Consider the following 20,840-nt stretch of genomic DNA (forward strand, 5'->3'; position numbering starts at 1 on the left):
TGAAAGTCATAACTGTTCGTCAGGGCGCAACGGCCTCGAACAGGACCGGCATCGCGGCCGGCGTGGCAACGCTGTTGCGCGAGACGAGTTCGCCCGCCCTGCCCGCGTCGCCGTAAAGTGCGTAGGCAAGCGCCGTTGCCGGCAGGGATATCTCGGTCTGCACATTGACCAGTGGGGCGCGGTTTGCCGCTGTGGCGCTCAGGTCGGATGCAGCGGTGGCAGCGATGTCGGAAAGCCATTCGTTGACCGACACGTCGAGACCGCCAGAGAGCGCGTCAAGAACCGGATCGACCACGGGTGCTATGCGGTCGCGCGCGCGGCGGGCGTCCTGGCGGGAGAGATAGTCGCCGGCCGCCAGCGTCTGGCAGAAGCCGGCCGCAAAGGCCGCCGCCGCCACCAGATCGAAGACATCCGACCCTGCCGGGACGGCAGCCAGGGCGAAAGCCTCGACCGTGGGCGCGGGATCGCCGACATCGGCAATCGCCCCGCAGGTCGAGACGATGGCCGATGCGATGGCCGCAGCCTGCGCCACCGGCTCGCTCGACAAACGGTTTATCGTGGCAATCGCATCGCCGATTTCGGATTGCCTCGCATCCGGCAGAGCCGCAGCACTTGCCACGGATGCGAGCTGGCCGGCAGCTGTGGCAATGGCCAGGGCCGAGAGTGCCGCCTGCCCCGCCGCCGTGTCGCGCATGCGGAATGCGGCGGCCTCGGACACAAGCGCTGCGCCAGCCGAGATCAATGACGCGATGGCGAGTGCGCCCGGCACAGGAGCGAATGGCAGAGACGGAAGGCCGGCGGCGACGAAGTCGATTTCGAAGCCGACGAAGCCGGCGCGGCCACGCTCGCGCGACAGGCTCCAGCGCGGCACGCGCACCACGACGGGGCCGGACATCGGCAGGACAAGCGTCGCCGCTTCCGGCGCGTTGAGCGCAGCCGTGAAGCCACGGGCGGCGGCATCGGCGAGGTCGCCAGCAACGTAAGCCGACAGGCTGAAGCGCCTGACATCGCCGCCCATATCCTCGGTGACATGAAGGTCGGAATAGGCGATCGGCGAGACGGCAACGCGCCGGCCGCCCTCGGCGTTCTCGACCTCGACGAAGAACGGCACGCCCCGGAAGGATGCCGGACGGAAGGCCTTCAACCAGTCGCGCATCAGCGTGGTCCCATGGCACGGCCTGCATCGGAACGGCCGGTGTCAGCACGCACCGGCTTGAGCGAGCCGATTGGCCGTGAAAGGTCAGCGGCGGCACTGCGCGCGGCTGCCGCGAGACTGTTGGCGCCCGCGACGAGGGCACTCTTCAGCTCGCCCGCGACTGACGACAAGCTGTCGGCACCTTCCTTGATGCTGTCGCCGGCTTGCTTGCCGCCATCGGAAATCGACGACGCCGTCTCGACCCCCGCTCGTTTCAATGCACCCGCCGCCGCGGCATTTGCGGCAATCTCCTGTGCGTTCGGGGCCGCCATGGCAACGATCGAGCGGTCATCCTTCTGCCCGAACGCCCCGTTGCGCACGGCGGCAGCATGGCCCCTTCCGTAGAGCTGGTATTGTTCGGCCATGCTTGGCGCGACCGGGCACGGTGACGGGACAGGAATGACGCTGGCCTGGTCCTTCCGGCGCGACGGCAATTCCGGGCTGGCGCTCATCGGCCCTTTGGCGGCAAGCAGGCCTTCCGGTGAACGCCAGCCGGCCTTGAATGCCATCATGCCCTGGTCCTGGTTGTCGAAGCCGTTGCGCAGCCACCACATGCGCTTTTCCCAGAAGCTCATCCCTTCCTTGTCCAGCTGCGCATTGATGAACTGCGCCTTGTCCATGTTGGAACTGACGAAGTCCATGGCGCCGGTCGCGGCAGGCGCGATGCCAGAACCGATCGCGCGCATCATGCGTTCCCATGATGCGCCCATCCTGTCGATCTTCGCCTGGTTGTCATCAAGGATCTTGCCGAGATCGCGCAGGGTCGATCCGTCGACGTGGTCAAGATCGGCGACGAACTGATGGAAAGCGTCCTTGCCCTGAACGAGCGCGCGCATGCCCTTCTGGACCTGGAGATCGGTGAACAGGCGCGGGATCTTCGACAGATCGCCCTTGGTCGCCCTGTCGGTCAACTCGATCATCACGTCGAGCAGATCCTTGCCTTCCTTGCGGGCCTTGGCCAGTTCGTCCGGCAGATTGATATGGAATTTGGCGAAGTTCTTGACCGTTTCCTGGCTTTCCATTTTCTGCAAGACGTTCTGCAGGTCGGTCGCAGCCTCGGATGCATCGCCTTCACGGATGCGGATGGTCTGCAACGCCGACGCCAGCCGGCCAAGGCCCTGCTCGCCCTTGTAGCCGAGCGCGGCGAAAGCCGGCGCCAAGCTCGGGATATACTGCGCCATATCCTTCAGTTCGAACTTGCCCTGCTTGCCCGAGGTGACGAGGATGTCAAAGGCACGCTGCATCTGGCCGCCGGCAATGCCGAAGTTCGTGCCGATGGAATCGGCCGTGGTGGCGATGTCGGTGATTTCCGCGCCGGCCGCCTGCGCGGTCGCTGTCACGGCCGGAAGGAAAGACAAGGCATCGTCAAGATTGCGGCCGGCGGCGACGAGCGTTTCCAGACCATCGGTGACGCTGTCCTGCGTCGTCGAATAGTCGAGCGCCGCACGGTCGACGGTGCGGAACATTTCGGCAAGCTTGTCCTTGCCGGCATCGGCATTGATGGCGATGCGGTTCAGGCGGCGTTCGGCGCTGGCGAAATTGGTGACGAGCGCCGATGTGCCGCGCACAACGCCATAGGCGAGCAGGCCGCGAACGGCGTTGGCAGCAAGCGCGCTGTTGCGGGCCATCAGGCCTTGCGTCTTGTTGAACGCCAGCGCCTTCTGATTGACCTGGTTGAGCTTGCCAGAAAGCTGGCAGAACGCGCCCGTTGGACCAAGCTTCGCCGACAGGCGCAGAACAGCCTCGATCGTCCGGTTGTTCATTTTCTTGGCCTGCGTTTCAGGAATTCGATGCCGCGATGGTGCAGCATGCCGATCTCGGAAAAGGTCAGCGGCAACACCACATCCGGCTGCCAGCCGAAGTAGAACATCAAGTCATCGGCCTGGATGCCGATGATCTCGTTTAACTGCTGGCCGGTGGCGCGGATGGCATAAAAAAATCGATCACCGCCTCGCGGACAAGTCGCGCGTCGGCGAGGCCGAGCACGCCAAGCTGCCCAATATCAGGTGACACGACGCAGCGCCTTACATAGGCCGCGACCGTTGCCGTATTCTCGATGACTACGTTGTTGCCGGCCGCCTTCTGGACTTCGTATGGCTCGCCGAGGGCCAGCAGATCTTCGAAGCGCGGCTCGCGCACGGTGACGCTGTCGAAGGTCTGGTCGTGCGCCTCATAGCGCTTCGACAGCGGGACGATCTTGTCGGGCATTTTTCCTCCTTGCCTCAGGCCGCGCACCGGCCGCGATGCGGCCTGCTGCTCCGGCAGGCGCGCCATCAAGCGCGACGGTCGGTCGGCCTTGCGGGCTTCGCCAGATCAGATCTTCTTATAGGCGCGCGCGATCATGGCCAAGCCCGTCACCTCGCCGGTCGCCCGATTGACGGTCGGCGTGCCGGTGAAGCCGGCCTCGGTCCACAGGTGCTGTGCGCCTGTGAAGGTTTCGGTCATCGTCGCGTTAAATCCCGACGCCCGCATCAGACGGTTCCAGTCGTCGGTTTTCATGTCCTCGAATGTGAGATTGGCCTTGAAACCGGTCGGCTCGACCGTGCGGTAAACCGAACCGTCCTGGTTTGCCGCTCCGGTCACGTCGATATTGGACGGCATGATCTCTGCCGCCGCGCGCACCACAATGCGGTCGCCCGTCGACAGGGCAAACGTCATCTCTCCACCGAAATTCTGCATCGGTCTTTCCCTTCGAGTTTGCTTTGTAGAAGTTGGCCTTACGCCCCCGTCGCGGATCAGTGATCCTTGACCATCGGCCGCGCGGTGCTAAATTGACATCGAACAAATGCTCGATTGCATTATCACCCATATCGGATGCATCGCTGTGCGAAGATATATCGCTAAATATGCTATTGGCACAGTTGCGTTAATATTTGTGATTTTGTTTTGGATAGATGGGTATCTTAGCAACGAATACATTTACAATATCCGTATACCTGATCCCGAACTCGGCAAGGTAGTCCCGTTCCATGTTAAAAACATCTTCGTCTATATTACAGAAGAACAATGGAATTTCATTTATTGGCTTAAATTGGCCGAGTTCGCGACGGGATCTGTAGCTATAAGCGCGGCCTTCGTTGGGAAGATAAACGAGTCGCCCTAACGTTAAGGTGTAGCGACAATTTCTCAGTCCGCTCGATACTGGCTGTAGAGCCTTGCGTTGGCGGCGATCACGTCGAGGGCGTTGACGCGGTCGATCGGCGCCAGGATGTCGACGCGGTTGGCATTCTCGGTGTTGCGTTGCACGATAAGGCGATCGGCGAAGCCGCGCGCGTTCTCCAGTACGCCCTGAAGCTCCAGCGTGTCGGCGGCATGGACGAGCGTCGCCTTGATCGACTTCGGTGTCGACAGCGAGCCGAGGCCGCCGGGGTTCTCGTCGGCAAGCGCCTTTTGGCCATGCTCATACGACAGCTGCGCCCGGAAGAAACGCAGGATGGCGACCAGCTGGCCGATGGCCTGGATATCGCGAAACGTCTCGTCGGGCTGCGCGTTGGCGTCCTTCTGGTAAGTGGTGATGATCTTGTCGATTGCCACGCGGCCATCCCCGGTGATCAGGAAGCTCGAAATGCCGGAGCGCAGCAGCGTGTTGCGGCCGGCATAGGTCGGAACGGTCGAGCGGTTGCGCTGCGCTTTGACGCCTTCGACCACAAGGCCGGTCTGGTTGCGCGAGACGTTGCCGGTAACGCCATCGGACAGCCAGGGCACGATGCGCGCGACGATGCCGGCCGCCCAAAGCCAGGCAGGCGTGGCGTTTCCGGCAGAGGCGATGCGCGGCAGGATGGTCAGGTGGCGATCATTGAGCGACAGGCCGAGCGTGGTCAGCGCCGAGGTTGAGCCGGTCGACGGCACGAAGACATGGCCATAGACCTGGCGGCTGTAAGCCCAGCGGCCGGACGTATCGTTGAGCAGCACGGCATAGCGCCCGATGTTGGTCGCGTCGGCAAAAGGCGACACGATCCAGTCATAGGGATCGTCGCCAAGGGATGCCAGCGCGCTGGACAGGTCGGGATCGCCAGTCGGCACAACGGTGTTGGTGAGCGTGAGCACCGCACCGGCGAAGGCATTGGCATTGACGGTGGTCGGCACGAAGAAATCGAGATCCGAGAAGATGGCGCCGGCATGCCGCGCGGTAACGGTGACGGTGTCAGTCGTGACGGTCGCGGTGACTGGCAGGGACGCTCCGGTCAAGCTGTTGAAATACGCGTTGATGGCGGCCGCAAGAGCCGTGGCGACAGTGTTGGCGCTGTCGCCGGCCGCGATCTGGACCTGCACGGGTTCGCCCGCGATTTCGATGACGCCAGCGCCACCGCCGACCGGAGCCGAATTGACCTTGATGGTGTCGACGCGCGCCGTGCCGGTCGCGGCGGCCGAGACAATCCAGGTCTCCTGCACCGGGGCGTTGAGGAAAGCGACACGCGCCATTTCGGCAAGCATGGAGCCAGCACCCGCAAGCGCCACCGCCTCCTGGGCCGAGCCGATGGCCAGCGGGGTATTGTCGGCCATGGCCGCGCCCGTGTTCTTGTGACCGACCAGCAGCAGGCGCGATTGCGACTGATAGCTGCCGCCCGAAGTCACCTCAAACGCGAACAGCGGCGCCACCAGCCCGGCGCCTGGGATGTTGTTGAACTGGATGGACATGGGGTGTCTCCTCTGGATTGTGCCTCACGCGCCGTTTCGCCGCCTGCCGGCGGCTGGCGCTCCGGCGGGGCGCGCCATCGGGCGCGACGGCCGGTCGGCCTTGCGGGCTTCGCCCGGCGCGCGCGCGTCTACTTTGACTTCGCGGGTCTGCGGCCTTCGGGCGGGGTGCCTGTTTGGGTATCGAGGATCAGGGAACCGTCATTGACCAGCTGCATCCAGACCGGATCTTCGCGGTCGATGGTCTGGCCCTCGGCCGGGAAATCAGTGTTGGGGCGGAAGGGATGGGGCATGCGATGCGCGGCATCGGCAAGCCTGGCATGAACGAGATTGGTCATGGTTGATCCTCGATTTCGGCGAAGGGCGGCGCGACGGCAGTTGACGGTCCGGCCTGGCTGGAAACGCCGTTGCGTCTGGTCTCGAACGCGAAGGTGTCGAGCACCGACAGCGGTTCGGCGGCTCCGAACTGCGCCGCCATGCCGAGGAGTGTTGCCTTGGCATAGGAATTGTCCGGCAGCACTGCGGCGACCCCGGCGGCGGGCTGCGGCAGGCCGCCGGCAAGCGTGAATTCGTCATCCGGGATCAGGCAGTCGAACAGCATCGTTGTCCGCTGCCAGCGCAGACCCAACTCCGGCACGGCAAAGCCCTCCTCGTCGATGCTCTCGACCGCAATGACCGCCTTGCGGAAGATCACGCCGGTCGGGCCAATGGTCAGGGCGAACCGCACCTGGGCGCACAGCGCCGCGAGCACGATCCGCGCCGTGGGATCCGAACCGACCATGGCATCCACAAATGGCCCGTCTTCGTCGTTCGAGGCCACTGCCAGTTCCGCGACCACCTCAAGGATGGTGCGGCCGTTGCGGGACACGCTTCCCTGCCCGGCGCCGCGGCGAGGCGATTCCGACCGGCGGGTGAAGAGCGACAGGACCGGCGTGTATTCCTTGCCGGGGGCGAGGATATCGAGCGACGGCCGGCGGCTGTCGAAAACCCGCTCGCGAGCGAGCGTCGGGAAGGCAGTGGCGCCGGTCGGCGAAAGGCTCTCGACTGCAGCCAGGCGGGTCGTCTCGGCGGCGATTGTCACAGGGCGGCCTTTGTCCGGTTGACGAAGATGGCCTTGCGGCGGCCTCCATCGTCCGGGATGGCGGCGACGACATAGCGGGTGTCGCCCAGGCCGACGATGTCATCGACCCTGATCGGATGAGGCCAATCCGTCGACAGAGCGGTGATGACCGCCTCATAGCTCGGCATTTCGCGAACACGGTCACGGTCGGTCATCAAGGTCGCGGGATGCGAAAAGCCGGGCGTAAGCGCGGCAGGTCCGAAATCGATCGAGCCAAAAAATTCGAAGCCGGCTCGATCGGGATCAGCGACGCGGTTCGAATTGACGCTTGGGCCCTTGGCCGTCGGATAGGTGTGGAAAGTCTCGGTGTCGAAGGTATAGGCGACGGCGCGATCGAGCGCGGTCCGAGCGCTTTGCCAATCGACCATCCGCGTGTCCTAAAAATTAACAGGCCGCCAAGTATTCCTTGGCGCCTGAAGGGCATAATGATTTCGAACGCTTTGGTGCGGGCGCTTAGTCCAAGGGTGTCGAAATCTTAATTCCGCCCGTCGCCACCACCGAAGACCCGCCTCTTGGATTCACTTTCACAAGGATTTTGACCTGCTGATCTTTTTTCGCGACACAACTGCTTCTGCCGGAATATTCGGCTTTGGCGGTTTTAACATTTCGTTCTCCAAGTGCCGGAGAAATGGTTTTTAAGTCGTCGCACTGCACCATGACATATGCCCAACGGTGGGGATCGGCCGTTTTACCGTCGTCGTCAATTTGAAGTTTGAGGTGTGGCATGATCTTGATATCGCCATCTGCAACCGGCTTCACCGTGGTTTCAAAAAGATTGCAGAATACAGCGTCGTCGTTGCCTCCTGAATCGCAGCTGTCCGCTTTTTCGTTCACGGAGAAATCAGCTTGCCTCTCCGTTACCGGAGGCGGCGCTGGCGGAATGCTGACGGTCTGGGAAAACCCCGCTGTGCTCACCGTCAGTTCTGCCGCCTTCAGCGGTTCCTTCTTCGACACATAGATCTCGAATCCTTGGATTGGCGAAGCCGAAATCTGCGATTTCAGCAAATTTTCGATCTCGGCGCGGTTTTTGACATTGTCGGCCATGGCCACGCGTAATGGATGATGCGTCCCAAATGCCGGCGGCGGCGCCCAATCAAGCATTACCTTGCCGCCTTGGTCGTCAAAGGATTCGAAACCCATTTGAAGACCACCTTGGCAATGGAGGTATGCTTGCAGCCCCTGACTCGTCAGCGTGGTTGTAGCCCAGTTCTTGGCGTACTTATCAGACGAAGCGGCGTTGATGACTTGGAGCTCTGATTTCGCCTTATCGTGCATCTCGTCATAGCTCATATCGCCGCTAATGATGCCGTAACTTGCTCCGGCATCGAAATCCTTGCGCATATGCTCCCACTCGGAACTCGACAACGAATAGTAGTAAGACCAGGTCTGGATGCTCGAAAGAGTGCCGTTATCGTGATCTTTGAACGATGAAATGTCGCATTGCGCCGCAAACGTCGATATTGGCACGCAAACAACCATCGAAAAAACTAGCAGCCAACGTCTTCCAGAAAAGTACATTGAATTTCCCCCACTAGAGTTCAGCGAGATCACGCTACGCTGAACTATCGCGAGTGGCGGCTTCAAATCTTCGTTACCGGATTGCCGTCAGGCCGCGCGCTTGGCGCGCAGCAGCATTTCCGGCCGCGTGCAGATGAACAGCGGGTAGGAGTAGATCTCCGGCCGTCGCCAGGCGTCGCGGTCCTTGTCGGCGATGATCATGCCGTATTTCTCCTGTCCGCGCTGGTTGACATAGGGGAAGAACTCGGCAGGCGCGTAACCGACCTGGAACGCGCCGTTGGCGCCGATCGGGAAGAACCTGGCCTTGTCGGTCGGGATCGACAGCGTCGAGCCGTCATCGGTGCCGCGATAGTTGATGAAGGTGATGCCTTCGATCTCGATCGAGGAATAGCCTTCGATGTTTTCAAGCGCCGGGGCACGCTCATTGCCGAGCTTGGTTTCCTTGATCTGCTTGTGGTTGACGAGATCGTCGAAGAACGCGTCGCCGGTCAGCGCGCAGACGCGGGTGCTCGGGGTCCAGACGCCCTTGGCCGCCTTCTGCATGGCGCGCTTGAGATCGCGGCACTTCTTGCGGACATCGGTGGTGTCGGTGGCGAGCGCGAAATCGACTTCCGCCGCCTGGGTGATGCCCCATTCGGTGAACCAGTTGTTGATCACGGTTGTGCCGTCGGCATCGTAGACGACTCCCAGCACCGCGCCGAGGCGCATATGCTCCCATGTCAGTTCGAGGTCGTCGGTGATCTGGCCAATGCGGTCGGCGACTTCGCTCTGGATGTCGCGGACCTGCTCATCCATCGGCAGCGCCGCGACGCCCTGCAGCGTTTCGGCATAGATGGTCGAGCCCTTGGCGAGGCGCGTGGTGCGGAAGGGCCGCAGGTCCATGCCGGTGACGTCGAGCTCTTCCGGCGGCGCGCCGGTCGCGGAGGTCGGAATCAGCTGAAGGGTGTTTTCCTTTTTCGCGATCAGGATGATGCGCGAGCGCGAATAGATCGGCTTGAACAGGCCGAGCGATCCCAGGAGCTGCGGCTTGTAGTCGACCTTGCGGACGACCTGGTCGTTGAGTTCGACCACGCCGAACGCGTTCTGGTCGAAAATGTTCATGACGGTGGACATGGTCTTCTCTCCGTTGAAGGGGTGGCGCGCGGGCCAGGGTGTCGGGCTGCCTGTCAGCGGCCGACGATGCCGCAGGCCGCGAGCTGATCGAGCGCGTTCTGTTTCTGGGTGGCGTTGATTCCGGCGGGCCAGATCAGCGCACTTTCCTTCACCTCGGTCTCGCGCGCGGTGATTGTGCGGCGCGCGTCGCCAAGCGTGGGATCGCAGCCTTCGTAGAGGATGGCCGACGCCTTCTTGAGCCCATTGGTCGCCGTCAGGTCGAGAGCCGCATAGGCGCCCCTGGTGGCTTCGACCGAGACGGTGAACTTTTCGCCGACGACGAAATCCTGCGCGCCATCGGCGATGGTGAACTTGATCTGCTTGGTGAAGGCGACGCCGACAGTGGCGGTGCCGACCTCGTTGAGCTCGGGATCCTCGACGCGGAACTTGCCGCCATTGGCCGCGGCGGCAAAGCAGACGATGTTGTAGATGCCTTCCCTGACATCGGTGCCGAAAGCCGGATTGGCGAGTGTCAATGCGCCGGTGTTGGCGGCGTTGCCCGCATCGGCGGCAGCTTGCACATCGGCCGAGGCGGCCGCGATCTGGCCCAGCACGGTGCCTGCCAGCAAAGGGGCAGAACCGGTGATCATCACCTGCTCGCGCGAGCGATAGATGCTGGAGGCTTCGGACACGATGTAATGCGCCGCCGTGCGACGGTCTTCCGTCAGAACGGTCATGACGGTCTCTCCTCAAATTGAGGCGCCTGACCGGCGCCGGTTTCTCTCAGAAGGCGGGTTTCAGGCGCGGCGCTTGTTGGTCTGGGCAACGACGCTGCCCCAGCCGTGATCGGCTTTTTCCACAGTGCCCGGCTGGGCGAGCCCGGCGGCGGCAAGGCGGCGCTGCTCGTAATCGCCCTGGTTGGCCGCGGCTTTTGGCGCGGCCGACAAAGCGGCCTTGATCTCTTCGACCGAAAGCTGCGTCGCGCACAGCGTGTCGGCGAGGCTTTCGCGGCCCTTGACCTCTTCCAGCGCCATCACCGACGCACGCCGTGCCCGGTCGGCCGCGATGGCTTCGGCCCCTGCCCTGGTCAGGGCGGTCGCATGGGCGGTCTTCATCTGTTCGATCTCGGCGGCCAACGCGTCCGCCCGTTCCTTCTCCGTCATTGAATTCTCCTCTTGCTGACGGGTCGTCGCGACGGACTTCGCCGCTGGCGCACCGGCCGCTTCGCGCGACCAGCCGTTTTTCCTGGCCAGAGCGGTGAGGCGCTTCGGCGCGTGTGCGTAGATCCGGTAATCGAAGGCGGCGACCGCGCCGGCGCTGTCGGAGCCGGCCTCGTCGGCAAAACCGCGCTCAACCGCCTCGGCTGAGGTCATCCAGGTCTCTCGCTTCATGATCTCGCGGCACTCCTTCGAGGAACGCCCGGATTTTGCGGCGTAGACGCGGGCATAGGCGGTCGCTAGCGCCTCAAGCCCTTCGATCGATTTTGCATGGTCATCCGACGTGCCGAAGGTCATGCCCGAGGGGTCATGGATCATCATGATCGCACCCTGCGCCATGGTGACCGTCTCACCGGCCATGGCGATAAGGGACGCAGCGGACGCCGCAATGCCCTCGACCACGACATTGGTGCGGCCCTGGCGGCGCGCCAGCAAGGCATGGATCGCCGCTCCCTCGGTGGCGATGCCGCCGCCCGAATTGATGCGTACGGTCAAGTCGGCGCTGTCCTCGATCTGCGCCAGCGCGACGACCACTTCGGAATAGGTGAAATGATCGCCAAACCAGGCATCGCCGACATCGCCGGAGAGCGTCAGCTCGCCCTCGGCCAGAAGTGCCGCCATCGTCGTCTCCTTCAGATGAAGCGCAGCGTCTTGGCGAAGCGCGAGCGCTTGCCCTGTTTTGCGGAACAGGCCGCCGCGAGCCGCATCAGTTCGGCATCGAGCGCCGCCATGTTGCCGACCGCGACGCGCACGCGTTGATGCGTGACCGGCGAGCGCACTTCGGTTTCCTCGACCCGTTCACCGGCGAGCAGCTTGAGCTTGGCGGCATAAAGCGCCTGGTAGAGCGCGCAGGGGTCATCGGCGTCGACCTCGACGCCGGCGAGTTTGATCGGCGTCATCAGGCGGCGGCCTTTTTCTTCGGCGGCTCATCGGGCTCGGCAGCATCCTGCGGGCCGGCATTGCGCGCGACGAAGGGCGACGGCATGCCGGCGTCGACATAGCGCTTGTGCCAGTATTGGCGGCTCTCGAAGACCTCTTCGGGATCGTGCCCGAGCGCGCCGCACTCGGCTTCAAGCGTCGAGGTGCCGTTGATCAGCCGCTCGGTCTGCGCCTTGGCGCACTTGCCATCATCGGCGGTCGGTTTTGCCGGTCCTTGCCACAGCGCCCAGCAGACATCCTCGCGGTTGGCGGCGAAGGCGGGATAGCCGCCCTTGAACGGAATGCGGCCCTCGCCGACCGCCTCGTCGAGCGAGTTTTCGAAAAACGCCTGGCAGATCGGCGCGGCGATGCGCTCGCGCCGCCTGGTGACTGTCGGCCAGATCGAGGCGTTCTCCATGTTGACCGAGGAATAGGTGGCGTCCGTGTGGTCCATGGTGAAGCCGCCATAGGTGATGCCGATGGCGCGCGCCATGTCGCGCGACAGTTCCGCCGAGACCGGCAGGAACTGCGGCCCGGGCGTGCCGATCGACAGGAATTCCAGCTTTTCACCGGGAGCGAGATGCGAAATCCGGGGATCACTGCTGATCGAGATTTCGCCCGAGCGGGCACGTTCCATGGCACCGGAATAGTAGGCCAGGAACTCGTCACGAAGGCCGCCATCCGTTTCCTTCAGCGCCTCTATCGCCTCGAAGGCTTCGGCCGAAGGGGCAGCACTGGTCAGCGCCATGCCGACGATGGTCTGCAGGATCTGCGTCTGGATCGTCGCATCGACCAGCACCTCGTGCTGGATGTGCTTGCGGATGGCCGGCGCGATGCGGCTGATGCCGCGCACATCGGTCGGGTCGATCGGATCGTAGACATGCACGACGATCTGGCGGCCATCGGCATCATAGGCGCGGTGATCACGCTTGACCTTGAATCCGTCCTGCTTCTCTTCGAACCGGTACGCGACCGGCCGGCCATTGGCGTCGTGGATGACGCCCTGAAACATACCCTCGAATTCGTTTGAGTCCTGTACCAGCGAGGCGGCCGGCATCATGCAGAGCTTCGTCCCGGTGGTGATGCCGTATTGGCGCCGCTGCGCGCGCGTCATGAAGGTCATGACCCCGACCGCCTCGCCGAAGACCATGTCGGAGCGCAAGGCCATGTCGACCATCTGCGGCAGCGTGAACTTGCCGCGCATGTCGCATTCGCGCGGGTTCCAGATAAGCCGCTTCCACCAGTCCTTGACCTCCCGGACAAAAGCCACGGTTTCTTGCGCGTCGTAGCCAAGCCGGTCGAGCTTCGGCTTGAAGTTCAGCGACAGCTCGACGCCGACCGTGTCAGCAACGACCTGGTCGGCGGCGCCGCGCATGCGGCCAGAATTCTGGATGATGTCGGCCGCGAGGCCTGCGGTGCGCTGCCAGACGGCGCGCACATCATCGCGGTGATCGCGCAGGATAGCGGGGCGCGTCGAGATGATCGACGAGCGCGTGTCCCGGAGATAGCTGGCCTGCATGGGCGCAAGGCCGTGCGCCGCGCGCGACGAGATGGCCTTGACCCTGATCCTTGGCTTGGCCGTGCTCATCTGCGCTTTGCCCATGCCTCTCGTTTTTTCGCCAGTGTATTGTCCGTTGCCGCGCTCGCCGGCTCACTGTTGCCGTGGCGTTCGATCAGCTGCTCGCTGGGCGCTGACAGCATGTCTACGGGGCGCGATGGCTGGCGCGCGGACCGCAGCCTTGCCCAGTCATCCCGGCTCATCTTGGACAGGCCGAGCAGTTCGGCCATGGCCATGGCGTAGACGCGGCAGTCGAAGAAGTGGTTGTTGCGGCGTATCTTCTTCCATTCCTCGACCAGCTTGCCGCGCACCATCTTCTGGTCGAAGGCCTCGGCGGTAATCTGCAGGAAATATTCCTCGCCAAGCCAGGTGCCGAAATGGCAATAGCCGGGCGGGTCCTTTGCTTCTCCTGCCGCAAGTCCGATCTTGTACAGGTTGCCGTAGAATTCCGCTTTAAGCGCCCAGGTGCCGACCGGCCAGCTCAGCGAGCTGCCGAAGCGCTGGCGCTTGCCGCTCTTCTTGACTGATTTCTTGGTCGGCACGCTGATGGCCGGGACGCCGCGACCGTGCTGGCCCTTGACCGCGTAGCAGTTGGCGCGGCGGCGACACCATTCGTAGACCTGCGTCGTGCGCGCGCCGTCGCCGGCATCGACGGCCAGCGCCTCGATCGGGCGATCGTTGCCGAAGGTGTCGAGGAAGCGTGTGCCCCGGAAGGCGTCAAGCCGTTCCCAGGCGCCGGCGTTGGGGTCGTCGGTCGAGCCCTCCAGGAACTCGGCCGCCACGGTCCAGCTCTGGCGATCCTCCGAAAAGGCCACGGCCTCGACATAGATGCCATCGTGCTGCACGTCGGCGCCGGCAACGAAGAGCAGGCCTTCGGCAGGCACGATATGCTGCGCGTAGGCCTCGCGGCGCTCCATGAGCCGCTTGTGGTCGGGCGCGTTGCCGCGCAGCGCGTAGGGCAGGCCGAGCGTGCGGTTGGCAAAGCCCTTGATGCCGGACTCGCCGGCGCCGATGCGCTCGGCGGCGATGAAGTTTTCGGCAATCGCCTCATAGCTCATCATGAGCGAGATGAAGGCGTCGACATGGAAGCCGGGATGACGATCCGGCCCCGACAGCGTCGGGATGAACCGCCCTGCCCTAACCGCGGCGACCCGTTCCATTTCGTTGATCGGATAGTGACAATCCGGGCAGCCGAGCACCGTCTTGTGCGGGTGGTCGCGGTCGATCACCAGCAGGTCGAAGGTCTGGACGAATTCGTGCCGGCATTGCGGGCAACGGATGTGCCAGAAGCGTTGATCGGAGCGGCGAAACGAACGGTCGACCCGGCAATGGCCGGCGCCGTCGCCCAGCTCGTCGCCGCTGTCGATTTCGGGCGTCGACAGTTCGAGGATCTTGTAGGACTTGAGCCTGCGGAAGGCGGTGAAGCGGCCGAAGAAGAGTTCGTCGGGGTCGTCGCCATTGGGTGTGTTCTCCCATTTGGAGAACTCATCCTTGACTCCGTAGCGGCTGGTCTTGCCGGACAGGTTCATGACCGAATTGGCGTTGGCGAGATCGATGACGCCGCCCGGGAAGATTTTCTTGTAAGTCGTTGATCCCGAACCGTCGCGGCTTTTGGCCGGCGCGATGATCTTCTTGTCGGTGGCCTTCTGCCACGCATCGATCATCGGCTGCATCTTCTGGCCGTTCGCGTCCTGCAACGCGTCTATGCCGGGGACACCATAGAGGACGTTGTCGGGGCAGATCTCGGCGATGTAGAGCGCCCATGACAGCGCAAGGATCGACACACCGGTCTGCTGCGACTTGCGCACGGTCACCAGGTTGCAGGGATGTTCCTGGCTGAGGCAGTCGGCGATCTCGCCGAGATAGGGTGCGTCGGCTTCCGACCACAATTCGCCGCGCTTCTCGCCATCGACGAGGACGATGTTCTTCGGCAGCCAGGCGCGAAACGGTGTTGGCGGTCTTGGCCGGATCGCTTCGCTGAGAGCGGTCGCGGCAAAGCGCAACGACCCGACATGAGCGGTCACGACAGGGCCTCGGCATCGGTCTCGATCAGCGGATCGTGCAGGGGCGCGCCGTTGGCCACCTCGGCCAGCTTGTCGGATACGCCCTGGTTCAGTTCGGCCGCGATCTGGCGCAACAGGACGCGGACACCGTGCGCGCCTTCCTTGCTGACAGCCAGAGCGATGTCGTCGGACCGGTTCGGCAGGCGGGCGACAATGGCCTGAATCTCTCGGCCGCAGACGGCAAGGGCGTCGGTCAGCATGTCGACGCGCGCTAGCTGGCCGATTTCTTCCTGGTGCCTGATCCGCTCGCGGCCGACTTTCAGCCAGGCTGCTTGCCGCTCAGCTTCATCACGGGACGAGGAGACCGACGCCGTCAGCGCTGCAGGATTCTCCGGCACCTTTGGCCGATCGACCGGCGACTTTTCTGAATTCACATAGCGGTCGCGAAGATGGTCATAGTGCGCAAGCGATACCTTGGCCACGCGGCCCCGTGCATCGCGCTCAACCGGAATCTCTGCGGTTTCCATCAACCGCTTGATCATCTTCGAGACGGCTTGCTGCGAAATACCATCCCGCGTGGCGATCATCGTCGCCGTCCACATGACGAACGGCGTCTGGTCGCTCATCTCTTGTCCCTAACAACCGTTACCGTCAGGCTAACAACCCTAACAACCCACTTTTCCGACCCGTCAAACTGCCGAAATCCGGGGCTCCCCCGGGCCCGCAGGGGTGGGAGAAGCTGGTACGGTCCCTTTGCCGGGGGGGTATGGTTCGGTCAGCGAGGCAGGAGGTTCCCGACCTCGTGAAGGTATCGAGGCAACAGGCGCTCCTCGATCAGCTCGGCCAGGACCTGCAAGAATACATCGGGGTTGTTCGTGATGTCGTGGGCAGGGTTTGGGCCGAACAGCTCGCGTATTGGCAGGCGCGCCTTGCCCTGTCGTTTGAACACGCCCTCGTGGCCGCTTGCCATAGAGGCTATGAACGCCGATCGATATGATCCGCGCATCCGCACCCGCACACCCTTGGCGGTCTGTATCGCGCCAAGTTTGAACAGTGCGATCCAGTTCGACCGCATGACCACGTCGGCGCTGTTGCCGCCGGCGTTCATATGGACGGTCGTCAGCGCCCGCACCCTCGCCCGTGTCAGGTCGACCCGTTCGGCCGAGCGTTTGACGATGCGCGTGCGCGCCATCTGTGTGATGCGCCGCAACGCGCGGCTGGCGGCCTTGACCTTGATCTCTTCCGGCAGCCGGGCAATGCCGCGTGCCAGATGGGCGAAGTCGGATGCGTCGGCGTGAAGCTCGATTGCCATCCGCTCGTTCCAACAAAAAACCCGCCTCGGCTGGCCGGGCGGGCTGTGATCTGATTTACCGTGTTCAGGTGTAGGTCAAGTTTCCCCCGCGCGTCAACGAGCGGAGCCAGTTTTTTTCCAGGGGTACTCCGCCGCCCCTTCGATCACGCTCACGCCCGGCCTGTCGCTGTCCAGCCAAGGCGTCATCGACCGGTCCGAGAAGACCAACCGGTGACCGGTCAGCTCGGTGACGATCTCCTGCTCCAGCCGGCGCAGAGCGGCCACCCATATCTGGTAGTCGAGCCTGCCAAGGATATCGCCGGTCGGGTCGGCCGACAGTTCATGCTTGCGATAGGCGCCGCTCATCGGCCGCCCCGAACGGGCATTGTAACCGTCGACCTCGAGATCATAGGTCTTGCCGTCCTCATGGCGTATCCGCTGCAGGACGAACCATGCCGGCCTGCCGCCCCGTTCCACCATCCTGACCTTCGAGGGCTCCGCCTGATAATCCGGCTCGCGGCCGAGAATGGCGGTGCCGACGACCAGGCTGACGACGCCCTCGGCGCGCAGATGCCGTGGCCTTGCTTTGTAGCGTTCGACGACTCGGTCGACCGCCGCCTGCGCCAAGCCTTCGGTGTCGGGCCAATCCGCCAAAGCGTTCCAGGCCTCAGGCACCACCACATCGCACTGCGCCAGCCCAGCCACGGCGCGGCCGACCAGCACCGCATCGTCATGGGGCTCGCCCTGCTCGATCCAATAATTGTCGTAATCCCTGGCACCACGATCGATCAGCGCGCCGAGTTCGCCAAAGCTCAGGATCTTGCCCCATGACGACGCCTGCAGCGTCCGCCAGGCCGAGCTCGGATTGTCCAGCCCGTCCACACCGCCGCCCTTCGGCAGTTCGTGCACGAATGCCCAAGTCAACAGCTCTTCAATCGTTACGGTTTTCATCCTTGTCCCTGCGATAGTTTTCGATGGTTGCGAGAGTTTAAGCGACAGTCTGAAAGTGAGCTTTGTTAGGGGATTCCCGTGGGATGGCCGGGCGGCGCGGGAGTTGCGACAGTTCTTGCCGGGCAAATGCCAAAACTTTCCCCGCCCCTTGCCCCGTCGTCCCCGTCAACGCGCCCGAAAACTGGTGCAGACTCCCGCAAGCCTCTGATTTCATTTTGATATCCGTGTTTTCCGGACTGTCGCGGACTATCGCCAAGTATCGCGACTGTCGCGCCAGTCAGCGGCCCGCCCAGCGCCCGAAGCGGGGTTGCGGGGCTCATCGGAACTGGCTTTCCAGGTCAGGGGCCTGTCGCGTCGCCGGCACATCGACCAGCCGCAGGCCGCGATAGATGACGATGCGCCCATCCACGCGGTCGTATTTCTTCTTCATGATCAGCCCGAAGGCGGTCAGCGAAATCGGCCTGCCGCCTTCGTCGACGGTGAAGTCGACATAGGCCTGGTAGAACTGCTTGGCGGTCAGCTCGCCTGCAGGATCGCCAACCACGCAACGCGCGCAGAACGCCGAGGTGCGGTCCATCTCGTCGCGGTATTCCTGCGTCTTCAGCCGCACCGCATCGGGAATGACCAGGCCTTCGCGCAGGAAGATCATCACCCCCTCGACCAGCCAGTTGAGGATGCCCGGATATTCCGGCACGAACTCGGCGATCACCGCCTCGAACTCGCGCTGGTCGGCCTCGGCGATGATCTTCGACCAATGGATGACGGCCATGCGGCGCCAGATGCCGTTGTCGGTGCCGGTGATCTTCGGATAGCCGTTGCCCGACATGTGGCCTGTGAACACCGGCTTGAAATCGAAGTAGCCCTCGAACAGATCGCGCACGGTAAAGTGCTCGCCGCCGGTCAGATCCTTGACCAGGTTCTCGCGAAGGTCCTCCCCCTCGGGCAGTTCCTTAACGCGCAGGAAGCGGCGGCCATAAAGCCTCGCCATGTCGGGGTTGGCGGCACCGCCGGCCTTGCCCTCGCCGATGAAGGATTCCGATGGCAGCGTCACCGCCGCCTCGCCCAGCAGGCGGCAGAGCGTCTCCATATAGACCGACTTGCCGTTCGCCCCCTTGCCGTAGTGGAAAAACAGCTTCTGCACGGTGATGCCGACGAGGCCGAGCCCTGAGGCGACCTGGACCATGCGCCGGACATCATCGATCGGCAGCTTGTCGCGCAGGAACTCGTCCCATTTCGGACATTTCGCCGTCGGGTCATATTCGACGGGCACACGTTGGGTGATCATATCTTGCCGGCGATGGCCGTCGACGATCTTGAGTTCGGCGTCGGCCACCTGCAGGAACTCGGGCAGGTCCTCGCGGCAATCGTCGGGATCGTCGAAAGCGGGATTGCGGATCCGCCTCGTCGTGCGGCGAAAGCACAGCGTGTGCGAAGCGAGTGCCACCTTCAGCGGGTCGGCGTTGAACTCGTCGGGGCCACGCTGGATATGCGGCCCGGCACAGGCAAGCATCGCTTCCAGCCGCCCCTTGTTCTTGGAGGACACCGCATGCGTCATGCGGCGGCTGACGCGCCTGGCGACATTGGCGTGCGAGGCTTGGGCGACCTTGGCAAGCTTCCTCTGCGCCGGCGTGCGCTCCTCTTCCGGCACTTTCAGCGCATCAGCGCCGCGCTCGATGGCCAGCCTTTCGGCCGGCGTCGGCTCGATATAGTCGACCTCGAGCGCGATCCGGCCGCCGACATTCTGGGCAATGGCCAGCGCGCGCGTCTCTCCGGTCTCGATGTCCCAGTGCGTTCCGGTCCAGACCGCGAAGGCAGCCCTGCGCGCCTTCGATTGCGCCCGCACCAGTAGATCCTCGCCGAAATGCGCCAGCAGGCGTTCGGCATTGTCGGTGTCGGAATGATCGAGCGCCGCGCAGGCGCGAACGATGTCGAGATCGACCTTGCCGCCACGGCGCGGCTCGCCATCCTGCGGCGCGTCGACAGCGTCGTCAGGCGGGGTGCGGGGCGAGCCCGCGGCCTCTGCCTGGCGCGTCGCTTCGTCGAGCAGAGCCGCGACCTCGGGCGGCATGGCGGTCTGTTTCCCGGCCATTCAAGCCCTCGCCCCGGCCGCAATGCCGGCAAAGTCGCAGCCGTCGCGCGGCCAGACGATCGGGATAAGGCGCCCCGGTCTGGCATGCCTCGCCCGGGCACGCGCCATGGCGGCGGCCGTCATCACGCGTTCGGAGTCGCCGTCGGCCAGCAGCACCAGTTCGCTGACATGCTCGGCCACCCACATGGCGTCCTCGCGAGCCCGGTCGGCCTTCGGCAACGGTCCTGCCACCATCACCGGGCGGGCAATGCCCTTGCTGTCCAACCTATTCAAAGTCGGATGCGCGAAACGCGACGAGACCTCGGCCGGGCCGGCGAGATTGCCGAGATCGCCGGCGGCGAAATAGAAGGTGTCGCCGCGCCAGCCCTCCCAGGCCGCGAAGGCGGCGCCGTTCTCGATGCCCTCGCCGCCGACCCACCGCGCCGCGTGCGGTTCGCCGAACAGCGGGATCAGCCCGCCCTTCTTCGAGCCGCGCATCTTCTTGGTGGGCAGCGTCTCGCCGGTCAGCTGGTCGACCAGAAGCGGCCGGTATTTCGGTGGCCGCGTCAGGTCGATCCAGGTGATGTGGCAGCCGATCGCAAGAAGGTCCGGCCCGATGAAAGGCGCGACCATGGCCGGTCCGCGATGCAGTTCCCGTGGCCGGCCATCATCCTGGCCATGCCAGTAAGGCAATGCGGATGCATGGCGCAGCCAGCGCGACGCGCCAATGTGGCCGCAGCCGCGCGCCTCGAGATAGTCGGCGACCAGTCGGCCGTAGCGGCCAACCGGTGCCGCCGCGTCATAGATGGCAACCGCCTTCGCCCGTTCCCGCTCGCGGAAGCCTGCCTGCCTTTCCGCTTTCGCGCTGGCTTCCGCTCGATTGTGCAATTGCCGCTGCTCAATCCGCTCCAGAAGCGCGGTGCCTACGGCGCTGCTCCCTGCGTGGTCCGGCACAGGCCGGGCGAGCACGATCGAGCAGGCCTCGAGAAATCCGTCTCGCCTATGGGCATCGAGTCCGAAGCAATGCGCTGCCATGCCGATGGCGTCGTTACCGCCGGCACCACCGGTGCGGCAGTTCCATTTCTGCTTGCTCGTGTTGAAGGCGAAGGTATCGGTGCCGCCGCATTGCGGACAGGGCTGCGGATGCTCGGCGGCGCTACTCTTGAAGATCAAACCGAGGACCTTGGCAGCCGCCTCGATCGAGACCGCACGCGCGTCTTCGACAAACAGGCGGACCAAGTCGGGGGTATCAACGGTCACTGCAAGGGCTCCCG

General features: G+C 63.9%; 20 protein-coding genes. All 20 read right to left on the reverse strand.

Translation table 11 applies throughout. The annotated features are described in order from the left end of the window. Positions 1-19: 19 nt before the first annotated feature. The 20 genes from A3A9_RS41690 to A3A9_RS0102625 all read right to left on the reverse strand — a co-directional run bounded on the left by A3A9_RS41690 (position 20) and on the right by A3A9_RS0102625 (position 20,826). Complete coding sequence (locus A3A9_RS41690; RefSeq protein WP_051370674.1) at positions 20-1,156, reverse strand: DNA circularization N-terminal domain-containing protein; 1,137 nt, start codon at positions 1,154-1,156, stop codon at positions 20-22. Beyond that, positions 1,156-2,958, reverse strand: coding sequence for a phage tail tape measure protein (locus A3A9_RS0102525; RefSeq protein WP_027057366.1), 1,803 nt, complete (start codon positions 2,956-2,958; stop codon positions 1,156-1,158). Before A3A9_RS0102525 ends, A3A9_RS41690 begins: the two co-directional genes overlap by 1 nt. A 139-nt stretch (positions 2,959-3,097) precedes the next feature. Then, positions 3,098-3,403 carry a hypothetical protein gene (locus A3A9_RS0102535; RefSeq protein WP_152536048.1) on the reverse strand — a complete coding sequence of 102 codons (306 nt, stop codon included), beginning with the start codon at positions 3,401-3,403 and terminating at the stop codon, positions 3,098-3,100. A gap of 105 nt (positions 3,404-3,508) precedes the next feature. Then, a complete protein-coding gene (locus tag A3A9_RS0102540; RefSeq protein ID WP_027057368.1) occupies positions 3,509-3,874 on the reverse strand; it encodes a hypothetical protein in 366 nt (121 codons plus the stop codon). Positions 3,875-4,321: 447 nt separating this feature from the next. After that, positions 4,322-5,833 carry a phage tail sheath subtilisin-like domain-containing protein gene (locus A3A9_RS0102550; protein ID WP_033838270.1) on the reverse strand — a complete coding sequence of 504 codons (1,512 nt, stop codon included), beginning with the start codon at positions 5,831-5,833 and terminating at the stop codon, positions 4,322-4,324. A gap of 128 nt (positions 5,834-5,961) precedes the next feature. Further along, positions 5,962-6,168: a hypothetical protein gene (locus A3A9_RS0102555; RefSeq protein WP_027057371.1), complete on the reverse strand. Its 207-nt coding sequence runs from the start codon at positions 6,166-6,168 to the stop codon at positions 5,962-5,964. Continuing rightward, positions 6,165-6,911 carry a hypothetical protein gene (locus A3A9_RS38155; protein WP_051370676.1) on the reverse strand — a complete coding sequence of 249 codons (747 nt, stop codon included), beginning with the start codon at positions 6,909-6,911 and terminating at the stop codon, positions 6,165-6,167. The genes A3A9_RS0102555 and A3A9_RS38155 overlap by 4 nt, the downstream gene beginning before the upstream one ends. Beyond that, entirely contained in the window at positions 6,908-7,318 is a 411-nt protein-coding gene (locus tag A3A9_RS0102565; protein ID WP_027057372.1) for a hypothetical protein, read from the reverse strand. The genes A3A9_RS38155 and A3A9_RS0102565 overlap by 4 nt, the downstream gene beginning before the upstream one ends. Positions 7,319-7,403: 85 nt before the next feature. After that, complete coding sequence (locus tag A3A9_RS43815; RefSeq protein ID WP_152536049.1) at positions 7,404-8,468, reverse strand: hypothetical protein; 1,065 nt, start codon at positions 8,466-8,468, stop codon at positions 7,404-7,406. Positions 8,469-8,555: 87 nt separating this feature from the next. Then, a complete protein-coding gene (locus tag A3A9_RS0102575; protein ID WP_027057374.1) occupies positions 8,556-9,581 on the reverse strand; it encodes a major capsid protein in 1,026 nt (341 codons plus the stop codon). 53 nt (positions 9,582-9,634) lie between these two features. Further along, positions 9,635-10,297: a head decoration protein gene (locus tag A3A9_RS0102580; RefSeq protein ID WP_027057375.1), complete on the reverse strand. Its 663-nt coding sequence runs from the start codon at positions 10,295-10,297 to the stop codon at positions 9,635-9,637. 60 nt (positions 10,298-10,357) lie between these two features. Then, positions 10,358-11,398 (reverse strand): head maturation protease, ClpP-related, encoded by a 1,041-nt coding sequence (locus A3A9_RS0102585; protein WP_027057376.1) that lies wholly within the window; start codon positions 11,396-11,398, stop codon positions 10,358-10,360. Positions 11,399-11,409: 11 nt separating this feature from the next. After that, positions 11,410-11,676 (reverse strand): hypothetical protein, encoded by a 267-nt coding sequence (locus tag A3A9_RS0102590; RefSeq protein ID WP_082221804.1) that lies wholly within the window; start codon positions 11,674-11,676, stop codon positions 11,410-11,412. Further along, entirely contained in the window at positions 11,676-13,283 is a 1,608-nt protein-coding gene (locus A3A9_RS38165; protein WP_051370734.1) for a phage portal protein, read from the reverse strand. Before A3A9_RS38165 ends, A3A9_RS0102590 begins: the two co-directional genes overlap by 1 nt. Then, entirely contained in the window at positions 13,280-15,277 is a 1,998-nt protein-coding gene (locus A3A9_RS38170; protein ID WP_051370678.1) for a terminase gpA endonuclease subunit, read from the reverse strand. The genes A3A9_RS38165 and A3A9_RS38170 overlap by 4 nt, the downstream gene beginning before the upstream one ends. After that, positions 15,274-15,882 carry a hypothetical protein gene (locus A3A9_RS0102605; protein WP_027057378.1) on the reverse strand — a complete coding sequence of 203 codons (609 nt, stop codon included), beginning with the start codon at positions 15,880-15,882 and terminating at the stop codon, positions 15,274-15,276. The genes A3A9_RS38170 and A3A9_RS0102605 overlap by 4 nt, the downstream gene beginning before the upstream one ends. A 149-nt stretch (positions 15,883-16,031) precedes the next feature. Beyond that, positions 16,032-16,568, reverse strand: coding sequence for a hypothetical protein (locus A3A9_RS0102610; protein ID WP_082221805.1), 537 nt, complete (start codon positions 16,566-16,568; stop codon positions 16,032-16,034). A 93-nt stretch (positions 16,569-16,661) separates the two neighbouring features. Next, the gene (locus tag A3A9_RS38175; protein WP_051370680.1) at positions 16,662-17,498 is read right to left on the reverse strand and encodes a hypothetical protein; all 837 of its coding nucleotides are present in this window, start codon (positions 17,496-17,498) and stop codon (positions 16,662-16,664) included. Positions 17,499-17,814: 316 nt separating this feature from the next. Further along, complete coding sequence (locus A3A9_RS38180; protein ID WP_051370682.1) at positions 17,815-19,587, reverse strand: DNA primase family protein; 1,773 nt, start codon at positions 19,585-19,587, stop codon at positions 17,815-17,817. Then, positions 19,588-20,826 (reverse strand): DUF7146 domain-containing protein, encoded by a 1,239-nt coding sequence (locus A3A9_RS0102625; RefSeq protein WP_027057380.1) that lies wholly within the window; start codon positions 20,824-20,826, stop codon positions 19,588-19,590. Positions 20,827-20,840: the final 14 nt, after the last annotated feature.

It is taken from the genome of Mesorhizobium loti CJ3sym (genome assembly GCF_000472785.1).
GTDB classification, from domain to species: domain Bacteria; phylum Pseudomonadota; class Alphaproteobacteria; order Rhizobiales; family Rhizobiaceae; genus Mesorhizobium; species Mesorhizobium loti_E.

Excerpts from the sequence above, each read along its gene's own strand:
- A3A9_RS41690 (WP_051370674.1), bottom strand. The coding sequence starts at position 1,156 with ATGCGCGACTGGTTGAAGGCCTTCCGTCCGGCATCCTTCCGGGGCGTG.
- A3A9_RS0102525 (WP_027057366.1), bottom strand. The coding sequence starts at position 2,958 with ATGAACAACCGGACGATCGAGGCTGTTCTGCGCCTGTCGGCGAAGCTT.
- A3A9_RS0102535 (WP_152536048.1), bottom strand. The coding sequence starts at position 3,403 with ATGCCCGACAAGATCGTCCCGCTGTCGAAGCGCTATGAGGCGCACGAC.
- A3A9_RS0102540 (WP_027057368.1), bottom strand. The coding sequence starts at position 3,874 with ATGCAGAATTTCGGTGGAGAGATGACGTTTGCCCTGTCGACGGGCGAC.
- A3A9_RS0102550 (WP_033838270.1), bottom strand. The coding sequence starts at position 5,833 with ATGTCCATCCAGTTCAACAACATCCCAGGCGCCGGGCTGGTGGCGCCG.
- A3A9_RS0102555 (WP_027057371.1), bottom strand. The coding sequence starts at position 6,168 with ATGACCAATCTCGTTCATGCCAGGCTTGCCGATGCCGCGCATCGCATG.
- A3A9_RS0102565 (WP_027057372.1), bottom strand. The coding sequence starts at position 7,318 with ATGGTCGATTGGCAAAGCGCTCGGACCGCGCTCGATCGCGCCGTCGCC.
- A3A9_RS43815 (WP_152536049.1), bottom strand. The coding sequence starts at position 8,468 with ATGTACTTTTCTGGAAGACGTTGGCTGCTAGTTTTTTCGATGGTTGTT.
- A3A9_RS0102575 (WP_027057374.1), bottom strand. The coding sequence starts at position 9,581 with ATGTCCACCGTCATGAACATTTTCGACCAGAACGCGTTCGGCGTGGTC.
- A3A9_RS0102580 (WP_027057375.1), bottom strand. The coding sequence starts at position 10,297 with ATGACCGTTCTGACGGAAGACCGTCGCACGGCGGCGCATTACATCGTG.
- A3A9_RS0102585 (WP_027057376.1), bottom strand. The coding sequence starts at position 11,398 with ATGGCGGCACTTCTGGCCGAGGGCGAGCTGACGCTCTCCGGCGATGTC.
- A3A9_RS0102590 (WP_082221804.1), bottom strand. The coding sequence starts at position 11,676 with ATGACGCCGATCAAACTCGCCGGCGTCGAGGTCGACGCCGATGACCCC.
- A3A9_RS38165 (WP_051370734.1), bottom strand. The coding sequence starts at position 13,283 with ATGAGCACGGCCAAGCCAAGGATCAGGGTCAAGGCCATCTCGTCGCGC.
- A3A9_RS0102605 (WP_027057378.1), bottom strand. The coding sequence starts at position 15,882 with ATGAGCGACCAGACGCCGTTCGTCATGTGGACGGCGACGATGATCGCC.
- A3A9_RS0102610 (WP_082221805.1), bottom strand. The coding sequence starts at position 16,568 with ATGGCAATCGAGCTTCACGCCGACGCATCCGACTTCGCCCATCTGGCA.
- A3A9_RS38175 (WP_051370680.1), bottom strand. The coding sequence starts at position 17,498 with ATGAAAACCGTAACGATTGAAGAGCTGTTGACTTGGGCATTCGTGCAC.
- A3A9_RS38180 (WP_051370682.1), bottom strand. The coding sequence starts at position 19,587 with ATGGCCGGGAAACAGACCGCCATGCCGCCCGAGGTCGCGGCTCTGCTC.